The sequence below is a fragment of the Mesonia oceanica genome, from assembly GCF_902499555.1.
In the GTDB taxonomy this organism is placed as follows: Bacteria; Bacteroidota; Bacteroidia; order Flavobacteriales; family Flavobacteriaceae; genus Mesonia; species Mesonia oceanica.
Window position 1 is genome coordinate 36,704 of record NZ_CABVMM010000002.1, and the last position, 23,903, is coordinate 60,606.

At 34.0% G+C, this 23,903-nt stretch carries 19 protein-coding genes; 1 reads left to right on the forward strand and 18 read right to left on the reverse strand.

Annotation, left to right across the window (positions count from 1 at the left end; all coding sequences use genetic code 11):
• Positions 1-69: 69 nt before the first annotated feature.
• The 5 genes from FVB9532_RS02155 to FVB9532_RS02175 are packed head-to-tail and all read right to left on the reverse strand — an operon-like array spanning position 70 to position 8,219.
• Positions 70-3,702 carry a contractile injection system tape measure protein gene (locus FVB9532_RS02155; protein ID WP_194716462.1) on the reverse strand — a complete coding sequence of 1,211 codons (3,633 nt, stop codon included), beginning with the start codon at positions 3,700-3,702 and terminating at the stop codon, positions 70-72.
• Positions 3,620-5,872 (reverse strand): hypothetical protein, encoded by a 2,253-nt coding sequence (locus tag FVB9532_RS02160; RefSeq protein WP_150543575.1) that lies wholly within the window; start codon positions 5,870-5,872, stop codon positions 3,620-3,622. The genes FVB9532_RS02155 and FVB9532_RS02160 overlap by 83 nt, the downstream gene beginning before the upstream one ends.
• Positions 5,873-5,882: 10 nt before the next feature.
• Positions 5,883-6,269 (reverse strand): DUF4280 domain-containing protein, encoded by a 387-nt coding sequence (locus tag FVB9532_RS02165; RefSeq protein ID WP_150543576.1) that lies wholly within the window; start codon positions 6,267-6,269, stop codon positions 5,883-5,885.
• Positions 6,270-6,273: 4 nt separating this feature from the next.
• Complete coding sequence (locus FVB9532_RS02170; RefSeq protein WP_150543577.1) at positions 6,274-6,531, reverse strand: hypothetical protein; 258 nt, start codon at positions 6,529-6,531, stop codon at positions 6,274-6,276.
• On the reverse strand, positions 6,531-8,219 hold the full coding sequence (locus FVB9532_RS02175) for a glycosyl hydrolase family 18 protein (RefSeq protein ID WP_150543578.1): 1,689 nt from the start codon (positions 8,217-8,219) through the stop codon (positions 6,531-6,533). Before FVB9532_RS02175 ends, FVB9532_RS02170 begins: the two co-directional genes overlap by 1 nt.
• A gap of 318 nt (positions 8,220-8,537) precedes the next feature.
• On the opposite strand from FVB9532_RS02175, the gene FVB9532_RS02180 reads away from it, so the two are divergent.
• Entirely contained in the window at positions 8,538-9,224 is a 687-nt protein-coding gene (locus tag FVB9532_RS02180) for a response regulator transcription factor (RefSeq protein WP_194716463.1), read from the forward strand.
• Here FVB9532_RS02180 and FVB9532_RS02185 read toward each other — a convergent pair.
• The 13 genes from FVB9532_RS02185 to FVB9532_RS02240 all read right to left on the reverse strand — a co-directional run bounded on the left by FVB9532_RS02185 (position 9,219) and on the right by FVB9532_RS02240 (position 23,654).
• Positions 9,219-9,959 (reverse strand): contractile injection system tail fiber-like adhesin, encoded by a 741-nt coding sequence (locus tag FVB9532_RS02185; protein WP_150543580.1) that lies wholly within the window; start codon positions 9,957-9,959, stop codon positions 9,219-9,221. The genes FVB9532_RS02180 and FVB9532_RS02185 overlap by 6 nt on opposite strands.
• A complete protein-coding gene (locus tag FVB9532_RS02190; protein ID WP_150543581.1) occupies positions 9,946-13,494 on the reverse strand; it encodes a baseplate J/gp47 family protein in 3,549 nt (1,182 codons plus the stop codon). The genes FVB9532_RS02185 and FVB9532_RS02190 overlap by 14 nt, the downstream gene beginning before the upstream one ends.
• A gap of 7 nt (positions 13,495-13,501) precedes the next feature.
• Entirely contained in the window at positions 13,502-13,957 is a 456-nt protein-coding gene (locus FVB9532_RS02195; protein ID WP_150543582.1) for a gp25 family contractile injection system sheath assembly initiator, read from the reverse strand.
• A 188-nt stretch (positions 13,958-14,145) separates the two neighbouring features.
• The gene (vgrG, locus tag FVB9532_RS02200; RefSeq protein WP_150543583.1) at positions 14,146-15,933 is read right to left on the reverse strand and encodes a type VI secretion system tip protein VgrG; all 1,788 of its coding nucleotides are present in this window, start codon (positions 15,931-15,933) and stop codon (positions 14,146-14,148) included.
• Positions 15,934-15,937: 4 nt separating this feature from the next.
• On the reverse strand, positions 15,938-16,600 hold the full coding sequence (locus FVB9532_RS02205; protein ID WP_150543584.1) for a CIS tube protein: 663 nt from the start codon (positions 16,598-16,600) through the stop codon (positions 15,938-15,940).
• Positions 16,601-16,767: 167 nt separating this feature from the next.
• Positions 16,768-18,540 (reverse strand): eCIS core domain-containing protein, encoded by a 1,773-nt coding sequence (locus tag FVB9532_RS19645; RefSeq protein WP_228482236.1) that lies wholly within the window; start codon positions 18,538-18,540, stop codon positions 16,768-16,770.
• Between the two features lie 171 nt (positions 18,541-18,711).
• Positions 18,712-18,864: a DUF5908 family protein gene (locus tag FVB9532_RS19395; RefSeq protein ID WP_194716464.1), complete on the reverse strand. Its 153-nt coding sequence runs from the start codon at positions 18,862-18,864 to the stop codon at positions 18,712-18,714.
• Positions 18,865-18,872: 8 nt separating this feature from the next.
• The gene (locus FVB9532_RS02215) at positions 18,873-19,316 is read right to left on the reverse strand and encodes a phage tail protein (RefSeq protein ID WP_150543585.1); all 444 of its coding nucleotides are present in this window, start codon (positions 19,314-19,316) and stop codon (positions 18,873-18,875) included.
• 2 nt (positions 19,317-19,318) lie between these two features.
• Positions 19,319-19,789 (reverse strand): phage tail protein, encoded by a 471-nt coding sequence (locus tag FVB9532_RS02220; protein ID WP_150543586.1) that lies wholly within the window; start codon positions 19,787-19,789, stop codon positions 19,319-19,321.
• Between the two features lie 36 nt (positions 19,790-19,825).
• Complete coding sequence (locus tag FVB9532_RS02225; protein WP_150543587.1) at positions 19,826-21,475, reverse strand: contractile injection system sheath protein; 1,650 nt, start codon at positions 21,473-21,475, stop codon at positions 19,826-19,828.
• 19 nt (positions 21,476-21,494) lie between these two features.
• On the reverse strand, positions 21,495-22,256 hold the full coding sequence (locus FVB9532_RS02230) for a hypothetical protein (RefSeq protein ID WP_150543588.1): 762 nt from the start codon (positions 22,254-22,256) through the stop codon (positions 21,495-21,497).
• Positions 22,253-22,813, reverse strand: coding sequence for a contractile injection system cap protein (locus FVB9532_RS02235; protein WP_150543589.1), 561 nt, complete (start codon positions 22,811-22,813; stop codon positions 22,253-22,255). The genes FVB9532_RS02230 and FVB9532_RS02235 overlap by 4 nt, the downstream gene beginning before the upstream one ends.
• 229 nt (positions 22,814-23,042) lie before the next feature.
• Positions 23,043-23,654: an HNH endonuclease gene (locus FVB9532_RS02240; protein ID WP_150543590.1), complete on the reverse strand. Its 612-nt coding sequence runs from the start codon at positions 23,652-23,654 to the stop codon at positions 23,043-23,045.
• Positions 23,655-23,903 lie beyond the last annotated feature (249 nt).

The following is a 23,903-nucleotide window of genomic DNA, read 5'->3' on the forward strand; positions in this document are numbered from 1 at the left end:
AAAAATTAATTTTCTCAATACATTTTTCTTAACTCTTATTTCTATTGTACAACAAAAAGAGTTTAATAATCACCGCCACGAACTAAAAATCGTTTCCTTTAGCCAAGGGAGCTTTATCATGGAAAATGACCAAGGAAGCGAATCCAGTAAAATATCGGTGCCGCTTTTTTCTACCGTTAATTGGTAAGCGTTTTCGACCTTTTCAACAAAACCTTTACGCTGGAGAAACGTATAGCGTAACGAACGAATACTACTGTTTTTCAGTTTTTCCCAATGCATCAAACAAGCTTTTAAAAGATCGGTAGCTATGGCCATTTCTTTTTCAGTTAAGGCAGAAGGAACAATCACTTCTGTTACGGGAAAACCACATAAAATTTTTGGGAAAGTAAATTCTCCTTCGTCTATTTCTTCTTCCTCACTTATTGTTTTTCCGGTGGCAAGAAAATGCAAAAGCAATACTGCTCTTTGCTTTTCGGTGGTAGATTTAAATTTTCCCGTCGGTAAAACATACCCCAATCCTGTAAAAAGCTGTTTTAAAAACGGATGAAGAATCACCAAGCCTGTGTTGGTCATTTCCCATCTTCCTTCCGGAAGTTCTTCTTTTACTTCTTCTTCAGCAGAAATCTCTAAAGCTTTATCCGTATTTTTTTGTTGAATTTCCTTCCAGTTTTTCCATTCTTGTTGCCGACAAAATTGAAAGCCAACTTTTTCTATTTTCAAAATGAAATCAGCAGGATGTTGTAGTTTTAAAGAAGCCAACCAATTTATAATTATAGTCCAAGCTTGGGGTTCTTTCTTTTGTATAGCATAAAAAAGCACTTTCCAAAAGTGAGCTTCAAAGAGTTGAAAACGATGCGGACGTTCATTGGCAGGTAATGCTGCATATATTTTCTCTAATCCTATATAAAATTCCTTTAAAACAGTAGCATTTTCAATAAAAGCAGTGTCAAAAAGCTGTTTTTTAGTAGAAGTAGGACGATTTAGCCATACTTCAAAATAATCTTTTTGCATCAGCAATACTTGAGTCCATGGCTTCAATTCCTGTGATGAAATAGAAGTGAATTGAAACTTGATTTTTTCTAGTTCTTCTTTAGTAACCATCGTTAGCAGGAACAATTCAAAAGAATTTAACCTATAAATTTTATTGAATTTTTTCCACGTTTGTTCCAGTTGGTAACGCTGTTGTAAAACCTGGAGCAAGTACAAGAATTCTTTAGGTAAATGCGGTATGGTTTTTCTGAAATCTGTTTTGGAAAAGTCAATAAACAATCGCTTTTCCCATAATTCTTGATACGGTAATTCGGTTAACTTTTTTAATGAAATCACGAGCGTTTTCCAATCCTTCTTACCTTCAGTTAAAAACTTTCCTTTCGGGAAAAATTTCTTTAAAATTTTAAGCGCTGCCAACGTAGGGAAAGAGGTTGGTGAAGTATCGGTAAGTCTCGACAAAAACAAGAAATGTTGATAAAATCGTTGAGGATAGGAGCTATGGTAGAAACTTTTTTGCAATAGCCGCTCCCGTAATTCAACTGAAGATAAACCCAATTGACTAGCTATTTTCGGAAGTTGGTTTTTCCAAAAAGAAGAAGGAGTTTCCCTAAAACCGATTAGGATGAATTCACTAAAAAAATACTCATAAAGTTTTTTGTATTGAGGTAGAGGAAATTCAGTACTCAAAAGTTGCCAAACTTCAATTAAAAAGCGATGATGAGGCGTGAAAATCTTCATAAAATTCTCTTGTTCTACCGTAGTTAAGGTAAACATCCATTTTTCGAAAAACTGAGTTTTAATTTCTTTCTGCTGAAATACCTTTTGAACATTTTTAATCGTTTCTATACTTAAAAATGATTCATGATGAAGGATTTTTTTAAAAGTATAAAAGCTTAGTTGATGGTTTTTTAGTTGTTTTAATTCTGTTGAAGTAGCAGAAGAAAGAATCACTAATTGGTCAGTAAATGATAGCTCAGGAAAGCTTTGTAAGGTCAATTTCTGTAAAAGGACATTTAATTCCTTTAGCATTAATTTTGCAGTTGAAGGTTCCACTTTTTTAGACGTATTCAATTCTTCTATCAATAGGTAAATCACTTCGATGCTTGATTGATTTTTGCTTAAAAGTTGAATCTGTTTCAGGATTTCTTCCGCCGTAATTTTTCCTTTTTCACGGGTTATATTCACGATCTTTTCCAAGATTGTTGAGTACTTCTCTTTATTCGCTGGTTTTTTTATAAATAATGAAGTTTGTGAGAGTTGCTTAATTACATATAACAATTCTAACTGGGAGCTTGCTGAAGAAAAAAAGCTTTCGGCACAGTAAATTAGTGTAGTTAAAAATTGGGTATAACTCAGGTTATATTGATTACTTATGGCTTTGGTGTGGTAAATTATAAAGGATTTAAGCTGAAAATAAGAAGAAAATGAATAGCTAAAATAATCTAGCGTAAACTCCCAAACGGCTTTTTTAAAATTAGTTTCCGGTGGTTTTTCTTCAATCAATTCCCGCTGTTTGTATAAAAGTTGATGGTATTTTTTTATTTGTAGGGTAGTGGTTTCGCCAATGTTTACCTGCAATAATTGATAAAGTTTTTTTTCTTGAAGGGGCGATAACCATTGTAACTTAATTTTTTGACGTAACCGGTAAGAAAAAAGGCTATTTTTTAAATGTTGATTTTCAATTTTCCTATTACTAGAAGGAGCTTCTAAATAGCATTCAATTTCATGAAGTTGAAGGTTTTTTTGCTGACTTTTTTCCGCAAAAACAGGCGTTAAAATATCTTCTCGCATGCTACATAAAAGCATGTATAATTCTTGTTGAAGAAAGGATTGCTGTGGAATATTTTTAATATGGTTAATAAATAATTCAACTAAAGTCTTGTATTCAATATGGTAATGATTCGCGATTTGTTGTAACTGATTTTCAAGGAATTGCTTTTTGGAGAAAAAAGAACCCCGCGTCATAAAAATATACGTGAGAATAAACTTTTTCACCAGAAAGCTAAGTCGATATTTGGATAAGCTTTTTAAACTTATTTCTTCTTGAACTTTTATAACTTCTTGTTGGTAGGTACTTATAAATTCAACTTGTTGAGGAACAAAAGCTTGTAAGGTTTTTTGCCAGTAGGGCTCAATTAAGTGTAAGCTTAAACGGTTAATTTCGTTGGTTTTCCAAGGATGTTGGAAAGCTTCTGTAATAAAATTTTGATATGGAAGCTTTCTTCCCCAGAGTGTTAAAAAGCTTTCTTTTTCTTGATAATACCAAGGGAAAAATCCATAGTTTAAATAATAAAATACGGATGATGAAATTGATTTAACGAGCGTTTTATCTTTCTGTTTTTTTAAAGTGGGATAGACGTTTTTAAAGTATTGGTTTAGCTGTTCTTCCAAGGCTTTTTCAAAAGCTAATGGCAATTGTTGTTCTAAATCTTCTTGGTAAAGTTCACCTAAATCCAGTTCCAATTTTTCAAGGAAAATTTCCTCGTTTTCAGCATATTTTGTAAAAAGGTTTTGGGTGGTTCTTCGTAAACTCTGATCAAAAATTTTAACGCACCGGTCTTCCGTATGATGATGTGATTTTTCACTCAAATGAAATAAATCAAATTGAAAAGCTTGGATATATGGATCTTTAGCGTTGCTCATCGATTCTAGTAGAAAGGAATTGTACGATTTCTTCTGAAAAGTTGATTTCTTCGGAAGCCGATTTTTCATAAATCAAAGATTCCATTTCAAAAAACTTCATGGCTTCATAATCCAACCACACAAAATTTATTTTTAAATGAGCAGGAAGACAATCACAAATAAGTTTTTCTGTCTTTTTTTGAAAGGCAACCGACTGAAACCTTATGCTCCAGGCCGGAAAAATAAAGCTAACGGTATGTAAGCTATATAAGCGTTTATTGGCAATTCTAGAATGGTCTAATAAATAAAAACCTTCACTTCGTTGATTGATTTGGTAAAATTTTCTAACCGCTAATTTAATAGCTCCATAAGCTTTCTGTTTGCGATGCGTTCGGTAAATAATGTTTTTATAATTGGTTTCTCCTGTTTGCAAGCAAACCGAATATTCATGATGTCCGGTATTTTTTTCAATGGTATAATTAGTTTTATCGATGCCCGATTTTAAGATATTTTCTAAGGGTTTTTCATCCTTTACATAAAACCAGTATTCTTCCCAATAGGGGGCTTGGTCGTAATAATCACGTAAGTAATTTTGCCCGATAACCTGTGCGTCTTCATTGAGTTGATAAATGGAAATCTCGAACTTATCGAGGCTTTTGTAGAATGGTTTTTGCGGAAGTTTATCAATCCATAAACGCAATAAAATTTCCAGCTCCAGAAAACTGATTTGTTCTTTAAATTGATGAGAAGTGTAAGCCGTTGCAGAAGTTAATTCCGGGAGGTATTGAAGAAACAGTTCTTTGCAGTTGAGTTGTTGCTGTAACGAGCGTCGCAATTTCCCGTAAAATAAGTCATGAATTTTATAATCCAGCTGAATGTTGAACCGGCTAAGTAAATGATCCAGCACTTGATTTCGTTTTTTTAAAAAATCAATTTTATGAACCGTTGCATAGCTTAATTTAATTTCTGAATTTTTTAGCGGCTGTTGATTGTAATATACAGAAGGACTTTTTACTTGGTAATATTTTCCAAATTCTTCAATGCTTTTCATCACATTGGCCATGAATTGCTCCAAGGGTAGAATAAAGTTTTTTAGCTGCGTATTATCTAGATCTTTAGCAGTAGAATAATTGCTGTGCAATTCGTTTTTATCGGTAATTTTATAAAGTGTGGGGAGATCTTCCAGAAGTCGATGAAATTTGGAAATATTCCGCTTCTTTACATGCTCTGAGAAGGAAAAAGTCTCACTATCGTTATTTAAATGATATTGACGTTTTAAATTTTGAGTGATTTTTCCGTATTGATAAAACACTTCCTCCTTATTCAATTCAATTAACTTAGCTTCTTGATATACTTTTACCGGATGAAGCATATTTGGAGCCAAAAAAGGAAGTTCATTTTTAATTTTAAAGTGCGGATCTACTATTTTTTGTTCATTTTCCCGGCTGATTCCAAAATGAGTAAAATTTTCTACCCATTTACTTTCAATAAGGTGATGTTTGATTTCATTTAAATCTAAAACTTCGTGGTAAGCTTGTAAATCTTTATCAAGAATAAAGCCTTGTTCCATGAATGGCCCTTCAAAAATTTCTTCCAAAGGCTCACCTTTGTTCATTAAATTAGATAAAGAATAGGAGGTAGGTTCTACATTGACCAATTTCTCGTTAAACAGGTAAAGCAGTTGGGCAAAGGTTTTTTCTGGTGAAGCTTGGGGTTCAATATATAATTGGCCGTGTAATTTATATTTTTCAATCTTTAGAAAAGTGATATTATCTACATCTATTTCCAACCCTAAGATTTTATGTCTTTTTACAAAATTGGTTACCCGTTCTTGCTCCTGTTCTTTTTGAGCGTTGTGGCTAAGCTCGATGATAATTTCACTTTTCAGTTTGTTGTTTTTGCTGTTGTTAATTATCCATACATTTCTAACGCCTTTTAGTTCATCGAGGATTTTCATTCTAAAATCTTCGGAGGTTACGGGAGAGGTAGGGAAAATAAGTTCAGCGGGATACAAAGCGTTTGCTGTAAGAATTTCTGAAGTAGGAATGCTGGAAGAATAAAGAATATCTTCCATCGAAAATTTGGTTTTGTATTCAATTTCCGTAAGGATATAACAGAAAGCTTCCAATAGGGTAATTCCCGGATCGTGAGAATTATAATCGGTCCATTCGTCACCGCTAATTTTCTCTATCCAGGATAAAGCCTCTTTTCGAAACTTGTAATAATTAGAATCTTTATTTTCTATTTGATCAATCTTCAAAGTTTAAGATTTAAACATTTACGGTGGTTTGTCCGGCATTCATTACAGAAATCATTCCACCCCAAGCACACATACAGGTAGAAGAATTACTTATACAAGGTTGATTTCCAATCATCAACGTAGGATTTCCCGGTGTCCATGGCGCAGGAACTACAGGAATGCATGGCATGGGGGTAAGTACACCAAAAGCTGCTGTAGTAGCCGCTGCCACTGTTGGATTGGCTATGGAAGTACACATGGCAAAAGGTAAAATATTGACTAATGGAATATGATCCATGATATTGGCAGCAGGCATATGGGAAGTTAAAACCCGATTGAGGGGCAAAACCATAAGTTGGGCCGGTGCGGTTCCAAATGAACAACTGAGTTGTGCACCCATACAAACTTCAAAACTCATAATGTCAAGATTTATAGTTGGTTAGTAAAATAGCAATTATCGAATCCAATAATTTTACTACGATAAAAAACAAGAGGTAAAAAAGAAAAATTAAACCCCAATATTCATCAACTGAAATATGGGTTTCTTTTAGTAGATCCGGTAAATTTTTAAATTCTTCAGACAACCATTGATGCGTGATCAGACTCAGCAAAATTGCCAATCCTAAAATGATCATTGCGGTTAAAAAAAATTTAGCCAATACTTTTTGTAGGGTTTTCATCACGGCATTTTATGATTGAAAAATTTTATAAATGTGGTGTTTTTGTACAGCATTTGAAATGCAAAACCAATCACTAAACCTATAAGCCCAATAATTAAATAATTGGTGTATTTAAAATGAAATCCCAACCAGCAAAGTGCAATAGTCACACTAAGTAAAACTAACAAGCTGGCGTATGCGTGCTGAAGCAAAAAGTTTCTTACCCGTTTTCTTCGTAAGGAAATTAAAAAGGCCAACAGAAAAGCAAATACTATTGCCAAGAGTATGCTTTTAATAAGAAGATAATTTCCTGTAAATGGATTTTTTTTAATGGCTAAATCTACAGGAACAGTAAGTTCTTTTTTAGGAATTTTTAAATCGCCAGGAATGGTTCCATCTTTGCTTCCAAACTTTTTGTCGAGTACCGACCAAAGTTCGTTATAACCATTGTCGTAACCCAACGCCCAGATCCCTACTCCAGCTAGGTTTTCACGATTAATAAAATCGTATTTGTGAGCAAGGCTTGTAGAATCTTCAAACCATACTTGTTGGTGACTCCCATCTTTTAAGTAGCTGTAATAGGCAGATTTACTCAATTTATCATAAGAAAATACGTGGGGTAATTTCTCTTTGAGCTGTCGGTAAGTTAAGTGGGAGTCAAATTTCTTTGCTTTTGCAGGAAGTGATGAGTCTTCGGTTTGCCATAGTCCCCCATAATAGGGAACCGTTAAAATTAATTGATTTCTGGAGAGTCCTTTTTTTAGGTAATCGTTTACCGATTTTTCTACACTATAACTTCCCCAAATGTTTTCACTATTCATAGGAGCGATAGGTCCTGCTGTATTACTCCAAGAACCAAAGTAGTCATAACCCATCAGTAAAAAATAAGCGACATATTTTTCTAGCAAGCTAACATCATAAACTCCATTATTAATAGCGGGCAAGGTGATGCAGACGGTTTTTTTCTCTTTTTCAAGGCTTTGGGATAGTTGCTTGATAAAAGCTTCAAGATTACTTTTTTGTGCTTTGGGAACGTCTTCAAAATCTAAAACCACACCTTGTAATTCATGTTTTTTTAAGATTTTTAAAACCTCTTCTTCTGTTTTTTGCTGCGCTTTTTTGTTTTCTAGAAAAGTAGTATTGTTACTATTGGTAAAATTTGATATTGTAAAATATAGGTTGCAGTGATATGCTCTTGCAGAATCAATTAAGGATGTTTTTTTCCAACTTTCTGTTTTTTTTAATGTCCCTGATTTTGGATCGAGTTCAAAAGAGAAATACGCAATATCGGTAAGTAATTCAAAATCATAATTTTTATAAGCACTTCCCATCCAATAGGGGTGAAAACCAAATACCCGTTTATGCGTGGTGTCGTTTACAGAGTGGTACTTTAGTTTTTTAATATCTTGTATAGAGTCCCAATCTTTCTCTAGAAAAGAAGAGGAATTTTTAAATTTTTTGAGATTCTGAAATCGAGTAGCAATTAAGTGGGGCAGACGCTTTTTAAGGACTCTAGGCCTAATTATTTTTTTCTTTTTAAATAAATGAATAAAAAAATTAGCATACTTAATTAAATTGGTTTGAGGCTTTTTAATCGTATCTTTTTTCTCTACTTTTTCATTTATTTCATAGGCATAAACATTAGTATTAGTGAGACTAAGACTAAATAGTAGAGCTATACCTAGAAATAACAAATATCGTTTTACCATACGATGAATTTGCTAAAGATAGAGCTACAATAAAAGAGTATAAATACTTAATTTAACTTGATTTCGAATAGGTGAAATTTGGAGTTAAGATAAAAACTTATAAAATATCGAAGCTTTTTCAATTTAAACTATGGTATAAAAAGAAAGTAGTTGGTGAAGAATAAGAGTGGAGTAGTGTTGGTGAAATTTATATTATACACTGTTAAGTGTTTGGTTTGTTAAAATTTTAGAGCATAAATATTTTTATCGATAATATGCGTTTTTTAACGATTAAAAATGTTATATTTGATAAGCCAACCAATTAATTTATCATTTAAAATGATACGCCTTGCATTAGCTGATGACGAGATATTATTTAGAAACGGATTGGTTCGTATTCTAGAAGATTATGAAAATTTTGAAGTAGTCTATAGTACTTGTTGTGGTGATAAACTTATCGAGAAAATAAAAACAAGTCCGGTTCAACCTGATATATGTCTTCTTGATCTACGGATGAAGCCGATGGATGGTATAGAAACTACGAAGCAGCTGAATAAATTATCTCCAGACATCAAAATTATTATCTTAACGTCTTATTATAGTCCTAGTTTTGTTAAATATATGGTGAAGTTAGGTGTTAATGCTTTTTTACCCAAACTTACACAACCGGAAGAATTGACCTTAGCTTTAGAAACTGTTTACCAAAAAGGAATTTATTTAACCAATGACTTTGCGGAAGCAATAAGAAGTCAATCACAACAGCAGCAAAGGCCTTTTTTTGAAATTAAAGAATACCTTACCAAGAAAGAAAAAGAAGTATTGTATTGGATTTGTCACGGCTTGACCAATCACGAAATTTCTGAGAAAATTTTTAGATCGGTACGTACCATTGAAGGTCACCGGCAGCATATTTTAGATAAAACCGGAGCAAAAAATACAGCAGGATTGGTTGTTTACGCTTTAATGAACAATGTGATTAATATTGATGAAGAATTTTTGAAAAAGAGCATGTATTATCAATTATAATAACTTGCAAATATTGTATTCCATAAAAGCATTTTTGCCGTAATCACTGGCAGTTCTAATTTCTAGGCTATAATTAAACGGAGTTCCTTTCCATCTTAATTGTAAGCGATGCCACCATTTCCATCCAAAATGATTATGCGTTTTCTTAATTTTTCCTCTTTTTCCGGCATAAGCATTCATTAGAAAAGCGTGTAATAACGCATATTTACCTTCTCCTTTTTCTGCATACGCGTGCGCTACAATTTCAAAAGCTTGTATATCTTTTAAATTTTCAAGTATAGGATGCCATTTTCCATCTGCCAATAATTTACCTTGAGCAAAAGTTCCCACTCGGCTATGCATACCTATTGCTCCGGCTACATCTAAATTATATTTTGGTTTGGGATTGGAAATTCCTACTCGCTGTGAAGAATGAAAAGTACAAAGTGCATCTGAATTATCACCTGATTTAATTTGTAGTGATTTTTCATTTTCTATATTCTCCAAACCCAGATTCCAATCGGATTCTTGTTGGTTCAAGTCTTCATAAAAACTAATGAGTTTATTACTGTTTTTTTGCGAAGGCGCAAGCTGCAAACCATCGGTGAAATTATTGGATAAGCCGTCATCCAATTTGTTAATGGTAGATTCGATAAGAGCTTTAAAATCATTTTCTTGAGGACGCGAACCGTTTTTAAATTTTTCAATAAGACTTTCGCGGTTATATAGGTGTTGATTAGTATTAGTAGTTTCCATAATTATTTTTTTTAGGGTTTACTTTTACCAAATGGTAATTTTCTTTTTTCTCTGTGTTGGTTTTATTTTCTTGCTTTTGAATATCCTGTTTTTTAATAATTAAATCAGAACCGACAACCATACCTCCAATAGCGTTTCCTAAGATTTCATTTGAACACTCTTCTTTATAAAAACTTATTTTATGATCTTCTGCAGGAATAAAAATATTTTTATAAGAAGTAGGTTCTAAAATTTCCTCTCCTTCTGCAGTATCTGTGTAATTATAGTTCCCTTGCGTATAGGAGAGTTTAATAGCGCCACAATTTTTTACTTCTTTTACAAATGCTAATTTTTTTAATCTTGAAGTAAGTTTTAGGATGTTAAATGAGTTATCCGGTGCTTTGTCACTGTTTTTAAAATCATGATTAGCTAACCACGGAGCAATTTCTTCATTGATCACTTGATTAATTTCTTCTAAAGAAGGAATAGAGTGATGGGCATTAATTACTAAGTTGGCATACACTTTTACGATTTCAGGCAATGGTGAAAATACCTTGATCCCTATCCCCGGAAATGTTTTAGCTTGTATAAAATTTTTAATTTGGTTTATTCGGGTGCCATTAAATGATAATTCAGACATTTCATGAAGGCTTTTAAACCTTGGCATCATGACCAGATGTACTTCTCCGGCTTTCACTTTTTTAGAACTAGCAGGAGTAACTACTTTTACCCATTTGATATCTTCAAAATTTTCATAGAGTAAGTTTTTATAGTCATTTGTTTTAACCATTCGGTTTTTATGTTGCAAACGCTGGGAAACCCGCTTATAAAATTCTTGTTTTTTTTCAGCATTTTTCCCTCCAATAGAAGGCATAGGTTGCCTAATTTTATCAATTTCTTTGATGGTTTCTTTCGTACTATTGATGCGTTGTGCAGGAATATGTTGATAGGAATTATAGTTTTCAATTTGATGACGGCTCACGGTCACCGGATTGGTAACAATACATTCACAATCGCCGATGTATGATATGAATTTTTGATCAACAGAAAACCGAAACCAGTAATTTTCAGTACTAAAAAAAGGATGATGGCTTGATAACGAACTTGGGGTTTTAAAACTTAGCGTTCCCGAAGAAGTTCCTTCACTAATGCTAGATTTTAGTATTTTTCCTTGATCAAGCACTTTCCAGCTATCTCCATCAAGGTATTCAATAAGAAATGTGTTTTTTGCATAATCGGTATTGGCAAAACTCTTTTTTAGTTTAAAGTACAGCGATAGGCTTTGTCCAGGGATTAATTGCTGAACACCCATATACAAATAGCCTCGTTTTTTTAAATTGGGAATTAACCGATTGCTGCTTATGTGATTGTTTTTAAAGGCAGGAGCAATTCCCAATGGATGTAAATGGTAAATAGAAAATGGTACTGTATTTTCTTTTTTACTAATCGTTCCTAAATTTATACTATTACTGCTTTTATAATTAACGATCAACCTTTTTGCATAAGGGACAAATGGTGGATTTGGCGGAACGATAGGACGTTTCTTTTTGGAGAATTGAATTTGTTTTTTAGAGAAATTAATCATTTCGTTTCTATAGATTCCTTGCCCAAAACCATACTTTGGAGAAACCAGTTTAAATGGAATAAATGCGTCTCTATTTTCATTTAAATTTAATAATGACGCGGGAGGAATACCCGGCATCTTTTTATTGATCAGGATATTTTTCCAAGAAGTAGAGGTGTTTAATTTTCCTTCTTTAGTTAAGTTAAACAATTGATGAGTTTGAGGAGGTTTCTCCTCCGGTGTGACAATCTGGAAGTCTTCATCTTTAAAACATCCAGTTTCATATTCTTGATAATAGTTTTCAAAATTAGGGTATGGAAGTTGGTCCCATTCTATGGCTATCGTTAAGTTCTGAAGGTTTTTGTGTGACCATTCTGTATTTCCTATATAAAATTCGTCATTCGCAGTAGGGTTTACCCCTAAAAGCGGAAACGGTGCACTTTGGTCAATTAATCCATGCTTGTTATAAAGTTGAATGGAAGTACTATTTCTTACTTCAATTTCTATATCACATTTTTTCCAAACCAATTGTTTTAAAAAAGAATAAGGATAGTAAGAAGTGTTGTTTTTAGGAACAATTTCTATAAGTGGATATTTTTCTTCATACGCAGAGGGATGAATTTTTTTGTTGAAAGAAATCCAAGCTTCTTCTTTTGCCGATAAATGAAATATTAATTGAATGCTGTTGGATTCTTCGTTTAAAAAATCATGAACTTTAAACGCATACGAAACAGATTTCCAACCGGAAAGGGCGGTGATCCTCACTTCAAAATTTTCATAAAAGAAATAATGATAGAGTTGTTCTAACGAATAAGAACTTTTATCTGCCATTTTTTTTAGGAGTAGCCTTGCTTTCTGACTACTTTCTTCGGTAAACTGAAAATTGAGTTGGTAGCTTCTTTCTCCGCTGGTAGTATAGAAAAGGGGAGAGGCGATGGCCCAACCCATAGTAGTCAGGCTGTTTTCGCTGGGTTTCCCAAAAAGTTTCCAAGGTTTTGGGTTGTCGAAATGATTTCTTTCTTTTAACGGAATGTTTTTATAATAAATTCCGCTAATTCCTTTGGCTGTTTCCAACGGATGGTTTTGGGGTGAAGCATGAACCAATAGGGTACTTAAATGGGTGATTTTGGCTCCCGATAAAGTTACCGGTTGATAATTGCTGAATTCAATAGGAGTTTCATCAGGGTTTGTTCCGGCTTTAAATAGGGTATGATTAGGTAACTCATACTGATAAACACCTTCTTTTAACTGAATAAAAATATAGGTGAAATCAGGAGTGGCTTTTTTCTTTTGCTGCTGTAAAACCGTTTGGTAATAAAAATCAAGATGCCGTTGTGGAAGTTGATTCAACTTTTTTTTAACCAATTCAAAGGCTTGGGAAAAACCATAGAGCAATCCTATATGCGGCGGATGTTCTTGGGTAGAAATCCACTGGGCCCAATCTTTTCTTTTTACATTTCGCTGTAGGTGAAGCAAGCAGTTTAATATACGGTAGCTGTAATCTTCAAATTCTTGTTTTTTATAAGCTATATTATTTTCAACACTAAAGGCTTTTTCGTCTTCTCGCAAAAAAGTTTTCAGTAACGAATTTTGTTCCTCGTTAATGTTATGAAATAGCTGTAAACGATCTGAATGGATATCTTTTAGACTATCCCTTATTTCTTTCCAAATCCATTCAATTCCGTAGGCTAGCGAAAGAGATAACCATCTTTCTACTAGTTCAATTAATTCTGAAAGAAAATTTTGATACTTGGCGAACGGAGTTACTTCCCAATTATTCAAGAGAATTTCTCGTTTTCGTTGAAAAACATCCAGTTTTTTTTCAAAAAGTTCTATCTGAAAGAAAAGCAACTGATCTTTAAACAATTCATCCCAATTCCCTTTCACTTGATGATCTTCTCTAAAAGGAATCTGCTGATAAAACTCCAATAGGTGTAACATCAATTGGTTGGGTGTCCTGGTTTCAATATCGGGAGGTTTTAAAAACTCCATAAATCAGTTATTTTTTTGAAGTTTCTAATTGTTCTACGTGCGTACCTTGAGACAGGTAAAATGGAAAAACCACATTATGCCGACTATTGGTTTTTCTCACCACATACAGTAATTCTATTTCTATAAAACCTTCTTGAATGTGATGGTTTAATTTAACTTGTATTAAATCTATTCGGCTTTCGTATAAAGTAATGGCTTTGGTAATGCTGTCTTCCAAAAGATGGAGTAGGGAATTGTCTATTTTTTTAAACACTAAGGGAAGTAAATCGTGACCATATTGTGGTCGCATCACGCGCTCTTTTTTTATGGTATTAAGTAAGATAAAAAGACTTTCTTCAATATCTTTTTCAGCGGTTACCATTTCTACATTTTTGGTGGCCCAATTAAAGCGAACAGGAAAGCTCCAACCTTTTCCTAAAAAAGCTTTCTTGTGATCTATGGAAGTTTTTTTTGAATTTATCATTGCTTTTTTGATTACCCGTAATTTTTAATAATTCTTTATTTTCGTCATTCCAGACTTGCCAGCCGGCGAAGCAGGCTTGATCCGGAATCTTATACTGTATTGAAAAATAAACTATTGTGATGACACCCTGAATCAAGTTCAAGGTGACGACAACACCTTATGATTTATTGAGGACATTCCATTATTTTTTAATTAATCATTACCATTGCTCCTTTAATCGAGGTATTTCCGGAAGCTTTTATTTCTGTACTGGCTTGCGCTTGTGCCGAAAGGCTTGCATCGGCTTTAACCGAAACGTTCAATCCTTTTAAACTAAGTGCATTATCAGCGGTAACCGTATTGCTGACCGATTTTTGAGTGATTCCGTTATCGGCTTTTAAAGAAATATTTTGTGCTTGAAGGGAAATATCACTCGTGGCTTTCATCGTGATGTTTTTATTACTGGATATAGTGATGCCATCTTCGTTCATCTCCCAAGAGTTACTGTGTTGATCTTTACAGCTAATGCTTTTCTCTTTATCGTTGATCACTACCGTATTTTTTGCAGGGGTTTCTAGGGTGATGATTTTATTTTCATCATCAAAATCAAGTTTTAGTTTACTTTTGGTCAGAATGGTTTTGTGGGTATTTTTTTCATCCGGCTCTTGATAGCTTTTATTTTTTTTACTGTACATACTTCCTAAGATAATGGGAGCAGAAGGCTTGTCTTCTAAAAAGCCCACAATTACTTCGTCACCTACTTCGGGATAAAAAAAGGCTCCCACTTCATTGGAAGCGTAAAAACTGTTGAGCCTGGCCCAAATTCCATCAGAATCGTCTTCTAATAGAGGAAAAGAAATTTTTACTCGATAACGTGATTGAGGATCTTCTTGAATTTGTTTTACCGTGGCAATTTGCAATCCTGTAATTGCTGTGGAAGTAGAAGAGGAGGGATTCTTATACGAAAACCATTCTTCATGAAAACCTATGCCCAGTTCTGTTTGCCAGTGTCCTCCTTCTAATTGATGAACAATAGAATTGACAAACATATCTCCATTTAAGGTTTTTGATAAACCTTCTAAGCTTACCAATGAATTTAACTTTACTTCAGAATTTCCCGTACAGCTAATGTAGCCACTGAATCTTGCCAATCGGTTAAAAAGAAACTGTGCGTCTGCCCAAGATTTAAGTTCAGCTTCTTCCTGAAAAGTGGTGGTTTGTAGTTTCCTTTTTTGCTGAAGTACGCCACCCAGTTTTTTTCCGTCCAGTCTTCCTTCTTTATTAACGCTTGGTTCTGTGGCGGTTTGGGAGGTTATTTTTTGCTGATCGGCATCCCAAGCTTTTGCAGTAATCCCCGAAACTTGATTCTCGCTATTGATAGCAATATCCATATCGATTAAATTAGTTCCGTAGCTAATGGTGTAAACACTTTCTCCAGATACGCCAGGTTTTACAATGTTTACTTGATCTTGTTCGGTATAAACAAGGAGTCCATTTAAAGCCGCCCGATTCAATATAAAATCCCAATCGGTGGTATTGTACTGAAGAATGGTTTCGTGGGTGTTGGATGTAGCATCAACCGAATTTTGAAGGCTATAGGATTTAAGTATTTTGCTAATGATATCACTGTCTTTGGATTTTTGATAGTAGGCACTATTGGGACATAAGGTGGTTTTTAAAATATGATGCCTGCAAGTAAGCATCATCGATGGACCTTCTTGCGGATGAACTTGAATGGACTGGTTAACGATAATACCTTTAAAAATCGATTGTTCTTTATTGTGATAACCTGCCTTGACTTCTATACTTTTCCCGGGATCGTACTTGCCGGAATCACTTAAATCGAAACTTTCAGCGGCTTTACTACCGTCGTTTAGAATAATGGTAGCTTCAGGAATTTGATTAATGGCGTTATGGATAGTAATGCTTCTAATTGTTCCCGAAGCTGCAGAGCCTTCGATAAGTAATTGTAAAGTAAGTAAGTCTGTAGCAGCCATAAATTTATTGTTTTAGTTGTGGAAATGCCAATTCTAATCCGGGTGTTAATCCTCGAAAACTATCTAAGTCATTTAGCTTAGCAACTTGTTCGTATAAATTAGCATTTTTATAAACCTCCTCACATAAATTGGGAAGGCTAGAAGTAGCCGTGATGGTTTTAATATGGTTCATATCGGGCGATTGCTTATTGGCATTGGCCGATAATAGTGCCGGATTGGTATAGCCTACAAAACTGAAATCTATTTTTGCCCGTAGGGGTTCACCGGAAGAAGAAAACATGGTATAATGAATTTGCATGCTTTCTAGGTTGCAATAGAATACCAATGCCCCAAAGGATAATTTTAGGTATTTCGTACGATGAATTGAACCCTCATATTGATAGACCACTTTTTTTAGACTCGTAATTTCTTTGGCAATGCTTCCTATATTGTTTTTAATACCGGTCCCGTCGATATACATGGTGAAACTGACTTTTTCTGATTGAACGGTATTGAATTTAGGAGCATTTCCCGCACCTTCTGCTACCGATTTGGTTTCAGAAAAACTCACCCCGTGTTGATGGCTATAACTCTCCGGATTAATTAAGGTTTTATAACTTCCTGCCGAAGAAGAAAAAGCCACATCGGTATAAGCATAAATGGTTAAGTTGACGAGTCCTTGGTTCATGGAAATAGTTTATTTTGGTAGGGGTAATATCTTGATGCTTGCCCCCACTAGTGAATTTTTAAAGTGTGAAAACATGTTTCTGTGAAATACTTTATAAGGTTGATTCATAGAAATTTCGCTTAGAATCAGGTATCTGATTTATCAATATGAGATTTATTGAGTATCATCTACTTTTTAATCGAATAATACGATAGTGTTGTTTTTTCTAAAGAGTTAAGTTCCCATTCATGATCTTGTTCTTGAACTTGTTTCTTACCTTCTTTCACCATTTTTGTAACCGAACTTCCTTTACTATCTGCTTTTAAAAGAGTTTTTGCTTGTTGAAAACTTTCAGCACCTCCATAGTTAGATGCTGGCACAAGTTGAATATCAGGTTTAATATCAAGACCTCTTAAACTCTCATAAGCATAATCAGAGCAAACCTGAAGGGCTATCTTAATACCCTTGTATTCACGTACAAAAGGAGCAGTACCATGTTCAAAGAGTTTGCCGTCATCACCTTTACCTCTATCTCTTTCTCCAGAGACAGATTCAAACATCTTATCATAAACTTCCATAGTTTGATTATAAAAAACCAAAGCTCTATTGAATAGCTTTTTTGTACTACTCTTATCTTTTAATTGTTTGGTTTCATACTCCCAGTCAAATTCATATTCTTTTTTTACATATTCCCTCGTATATAAAGCTATGTTTTTTTCATTTTTTTCAACATCTCTATAAGAAGATACATAATTCAATAATTGATCATGCTTTATTTGCAATTTGGCTACTTCCGATTCCAGTTCCTCTTTTGTAATAACTTCGGAATAACCTATTGTCCCTGGAACCATAACCAAATTGGGTGGTAAAGAGGAAGCAATGGATTGCAACTGACTAGAAATATAATCAAATTCTTTCTTATCCATAAAATGGCTATCCTTACTTGGAGCTGCAAAGAAATATTCAGGCGCAGTCAGTATATATAGTTTGGAGGCATCATATACTGAATAAATAATCTTTAAAGCTTCCCTAATACAATTTATTCTATTATTATATTGGGTTTTACTCTGCCAACCCTTATCGTGAGTGGGAGCACTAATCGTGAATGCACGAATTTCTGACATCTCATTATTAGTAATATCAGGAGAATAACCCAAAAGTTCTTTTACGCATTCAACATTTCTTCTATCTGCCCAAACAAAACCTCCTAATGGATTAATCACTCTGATGAAGCCTATATCCTCATAGTACTTATCATTTTTATCACTATTTTTTATCCTATGGGATAGAAAAGAATAAACAAATACTCCTTGTATCACATCAAAAATTATTTTTGAATTTGAATCAGAAACTTGAGATTGAGATAATCTACTATTTTTAAAATTCATCGCTGATTTAGTATTAACTAGCAATTGAATAGCTTTCGCACCCATCTCATCTGCTTCTTTTTCCAATCCCTTATCATCGTTAATATTCACTTTTCCTTTTAGCTGCATCGTAGGTTGTACTCGTCCTTGCTTTTGTTGAACGACGTGCCAAGCTTCGTGTGGTAAATGTTTTTCTTGTCCTGATGCTAGATGAATATTGGTTCCTTGTGCGTAAGCGTGCGCATTTAACTGAGCGGGTTTAGCGGAGTTGTAATGTACTTTTACATCATCCATGGAATATCCGGAAAGGTTTTCAATTCCTGTTTTTAAATTGTCGGGTAAACCAGTGTTGTTAGGCTTTTTCTGAATAGCATTTTTTTCTTCTAAAGAACTTTGATAAGTCTTTTCCTGAAGCGAGCGCAATTGCGAAACCTGATTGCTTTCATTAGCCATAGTTTGCAGCTTTCGCTGGGTTACTGCTTCTGAACGCTTATCCATCAACTGAAAAGTAGCCGGGCCATTTTTCTGCTTTTTATGCGTAGCCACCGATTTACTTTCAGGCTTTTGGATTTTGTCTGCGTGTGTATTCATCATTCATTTGTTTTAAAATGGAATATGGTTCGCCATAATCTATACTGAACTTGAACTTGTTTTAAGTAATTTAAAATCAATAGTGCTATGAGATGCTGAAACAAGTTCAGCATGACAAGAAGTAACCTTATTGCTAAAAATGGAATTACTTTTTCTGCTATCAAGAAACTTTCCTTATCTATTTTTATAGCGAAGTTCCCGTTTTAACTTCTTTAAACAAGCATTGATGATTTCTTCTTTTTCTTCTGGTGATATCTCCTTGTTCCGCTTTAGGGAACGGTCGATAATCGTAGATTTTACAATCAGTTCTTTTATAATGAGTGTCATAAGTTTTATTAAATAGAGTGAAAATGATTGTATGAAAAAGTGATTGATTCCATCAAATAATTGTTTTCCATTGCATCCAAGTTTCCCAACTTCCATTTGGAAGGCACCGGCTCGTAAAAAATCCAACTTTGCGAAGGAGTACCTTCTTTATCCAGTAAATGCACAATAATGGGATACATTTTTAATTTAGAAATGACCGCAGGCGAATTGATGATCGAAAAATTTAAAAATTCTGCCAATAGGGAATCCCTCGGAATAAAGCCTTTCTTTAGTTCTAAATCTGAATATTTTCTTCTGCTAAAGGCTTTATACTTAAAATCGTTTTCCCCTCCCGAAGCTATTTCTTCGAAATCTGTACTAAACTCGATTCCACTTACTTCTTTAAAAGAATAAGTTTGTAAACCTATTTTTACTTGAAAATAAAATCCGGGAGCGGGATACGAAAATTCCATACTTATGCATTTGCGATCACTAATCCTTCGTGAGCTACTTCTATGGTTTCTACCGCTACTTCATTACCATCAGATTTTAAATCTGTCCCGGTAATTTTGGTAGGCCAAGCATTATTTAATGTCCACGTCATTGTTGGGCTACCGCTTTCATCTAATAATTTAATGGTTACCGTTACCCGTTTGATGGTATTCATTTTAATTTGCTCGTACCAAGCGAAGAATTGGTTGTCTTTTACAAATACTCCTTTTTTAAAGGTGACATTTCCTGATTTGGTAATACCGGGCATTTTAATTGTTGAAAAAACCGAACTGTCCCCAGCTCTATATTCGATAGGTTGAGATTCTATATCTAAACCCGATATTTCTTGAAAGGAAGTGTTTTTCATTGCTCCCCCAAAATCTACCGTAAAATAAAATTTTGAAATAGGCCAATTTTGGTCGGAAGTACTTTGTTTTGAGCCATCGTCTGCCATGATATATATATTTAAAGGTTAGTTGAATTAATTTTTTTATGATTTTTGCATTTCTTGTTCGAACGAGATAACAATGAATTCTGCAGGTCTAGAGATGGCAACTTTTACTTCTACTATCATTTTGCCTTCTAAAATATCTTCTGCGGTCATCGTGGTTCCTAATCCTATTTGTACAGAGAATGCATCTGCAGGAACAGCTCCGGCTAAGGCTCCTTGTTTCCACATATTGATGAGGAAATTAGAAATCATTGCTTTTACAGAAACCCAAGTGCTTTTTACATTCGGTTCAAAAACATAAGCTTTACAAGCAAATTTTATAGATTGCTCCAACATAATCATCGTCCGACGTACATTAATATAACGCCAGTCCATACTATTGGCATCTAAAGTCCTTGCACCCCAAACCAAATTCCCCAGTCCTACAAACGGACGAATAGCACAAATGGCTTTTCCTAAAATGGGGGCGTTAAGGTCTTGTTGTTGATTATGGTCAATAAGTACTGCCGGTGAGATCACACTGCTCATGGCTACATTGGCAGGAGCTTTCCAGACTCCATCTTGGTTATCTACAGAGGTGTAAACCCCGGCGATTCCTCCGGAAGGCGGTAGTAAGTTCTTTTTTTGAAGAATGGTATCCATCACCATTTTATAATTGGGAATGGCTATGGAAAGAACGCTATTGATTGTATTTGGATCTGCAGGTGGAGCTGAAAGATTTTTAGAATCATCGGCTGGTTTTGCATTTCCTTTCTTTTTAGGGTCTTCCGGTTTTGAATCGTCTCCAGCATCAGCTTGAGGAGTGGCATCCATTTGCGAAACAAAATCCTGAATGGTTTTTTGCTGGCCGGGATTCAATTTATCTACATAGGCATTAATAATTCCTTTTAAGGTGGTAAGTCCGCTATCACTTAAATTTTGATAGGTAATTTCATTAGATTCAGTAATCGTGGTATGTACGTAAGGATAATAAGCGGCTCCGTAACTTAGGTAATCGGAAGCAACTTGATTTCTAAATTCATCTACCGGATTATAGTCAGGATCTTCTAGCCCATGATCACCATTGTAAACATCTAAAATGGCCACCCTGTTTTGTTGTTCTCCACAATGCATAAGCATTTGTTGCTGTAAAGAATAACAATTATCAGCATCCAATAAAGTAGCATCAGGAATCACCAACATAGTAGGTTCGGTTTCTTTTTCTAACCTTTTAATTCCATCTTCAAAAGGAGATTTATTAAAATCTGGAGCAACAGTTTGATTGCCGTAAGTTCCCACAGCGATAATAAAACATGTACCGCCTCCGTTTTGGTAGAAAAATTTTAAGGAATTGTAAAGAAGAAAATCACTATTATTGTTTACGGCAATAGTATATCCTTCGCCGTCTATTTTTAAATCAGGCTCTTGGCTAGCGGTATCATCACCTGCTTTACCATCATCTTTTTTATCGGAAGCATCCCCTAATTTGGTTAAATCGTATTTGGTTTGTGGACCTTTTCCAAACATTTGTTCGTATTGCTTAAGGGATTCTATCCTTACCGGTTTCTGCAGCAAGGATTGTCCTTTAAAATCGGCTATTTCGGTATAACCTATAAAAGCAGGAACTGCTGTCTCAACACCGACTACCGCATTGGGGAATGCACTTTTCTCTTCAATGTAAACCCCGGGAGTTTTTAAAGTTAACGCCATAGTTTAAAATTTTAATTAGTTAAATATTTATATAAGTAATAGTTGTGTACTCGTTATTATTAAGTTGTTGGTGCTGATAATTGGGAAAAGGAATGCTTTTTGAAAATTCTTTACTTTCAAAACTATTCTGCTTTTTATGCCAAGTTAGGGTGATGCGTTTTTCTGCTTTTGAATAAAAGGGTAGGGTAGCTGCTGATCGAAAAATCGATTTATTATTTTCTTGTGCTATTAATTGAAATTCCCATTTTTTCTGAACATCTTTAAGACTCCATTCACATTCCTTAAAATTGATAGCTGTAGAAGGAGCATACACATGGTATTCCCAATAGGTTTTTTTACTTTGAAAGTTCAGTTGAAAATCAATAGACTCTTGTTCTATCAATAAAGCTGTTGGGATTTGAATAACTCCTAAAGTATTTTGCGGAATAGAAGTTTGTTTTTCGGTATCAAATCCGTTAGCATTAATGCTTAGTAATCTATTACCACTCTTATTTTTATCAGGATTCCATTTCAATAGATTTTTTGATTCTGTTTTGGGTAGCTCTGTGTAATAAATAAAATCTTCATGCGTATACGTTAACCAAAAGCATACATATTCTAATTCTTGTAATGGAGATTCATCTTCTTCTATGAATACCTGTATGGAGCCGTTATTTATTCGGAATCTAAAGCGGTTATTTTTTTCAAATTCCCAAAGTTGGGGGAAGGGACGGAGTTGAATGTGCGGACATATTCCTTTATCATATTCGTGGAAAACGTATATGTTGAATAATTCCTTCATTGTTTTCCTTGAATGTTTGGTTGATTGATTTCTGTTTCTTTAGTAATAATGCTTTCAGCATCAATACTTAACATTCGCATTTTGTAAATCACCGAGGGTTGGTAATTGGCTCCTAAGGCTCCCCAAAAGTGGCTCATATGCTCAATCTTCATATTGACCAATTCAAAATTTAATTTGGCAATGGAATCGGGTAGGGAATATTGGGAAGCATCAAAAACACTATGTTGCTGAAAAAAGCTAATGATATGGGAAAGTAAGTTTAAGCCTTTTAAGTAAAACTTATCTTTAAAGTTCACCGAAAATAAAAGGTAAATGTTTAAATATACAGGAGGGTTCTTTTTAATTATTCCGTTAGAAGTTTTCATATGTGGATTTCGGTGAGCCATACTTTCTTCTTCTTCTATATTAACAATGGTTAGGTTAATTTTATTAGCCTGCAAATCACTATCAGCAGAGTTTTTTAAGTTGGAAAAGTTTAAAATATCTCCATCTTCTGTTTGAATGGCAAGGTATTCTTCCAATTGATTTTTTATAAAACCTAGTGCCTTGTTCAACATATTTTTAACTCTTTATTAACAAACTTAGGATTAGTTGATTAAACCTAATAGCGTAGAACTACTCGAAATAAAAAACAAGTAATTTTACTTGAGTTGTTTTTCTTTTGAAAATTTCTAGTGCGTCTTATTATTTTAACTTCAAGACCGTCATTTCGCATGAAAATCGATTAAGATTTTTGTATGGAAACAGGACTTGAAGCTAAAATTCTGTTCTCGATACAACAGTTTTTCAATACTTTCTTCTCTTTATTTGGTAATCTTTAGGATATATCTTTCCATGTAATGCTCTAAATTTACTTCTTCCGGTTCTTTTAGCCGCATCCCGGTTACCTTTAGAAGTATTACAAGTGCCACATAGAACTCTCGCATTTCCCATAAGTGCTCTACCTCCGTGAGAGGCTGCAACTTTATGGTCTATATGAAATGAGCCATCACCGGTTCTTCTTCCTCTATAAGTAGCGTAGCGAATTTGACGGTGTTTAAAACCACAATTCTCACAGGTATAAAAGTTGTTATTTTTTTTTCTGTTTTTAGCTAATATTTTTGCTTTTTGTCTTGGAGTAAACTCTTCTCTTCTTCTTGACAGTTGAAATACATGATTTGTGGGATGGTTATAGTTTGTTTTTTCTTGAATTATAGATGGATGGTAGTCCAAAAAAATATCTGAAATTTTTTGAAGTTGCAAGAGTTCTTGATTTTGCAAACTAACTTGACTAAGGTCTTTCAATTTTTGAAGTTGAATAGCTTGAGGGCTATTATCTTTTAAAATTGAAGTAGTTTTTTTATGAATAGCTAAAGCTTTTTTATAGCTTGGTTGACTTATGTTTTTTTGAGTATACATAATTATTGCGTTAGCTAGCTGTGTTCTATTATAAATTAGAACTGAAATTTAGAGTAGTTTCAACTTTTTAAAAACCGTAGAAATACGTAAAATAACTATACTTGATAATAAATCTTAAAATTTTATATAAAAAAAGGTTGTTGTATTCAATTTTAATTAATACTTTAGTAAAAGTAATATTGTATTACAGAATCCACGATTAAAGCCCCCACCTTTTTTAGTAGATGATCTAATTGCTATGTATTTGGT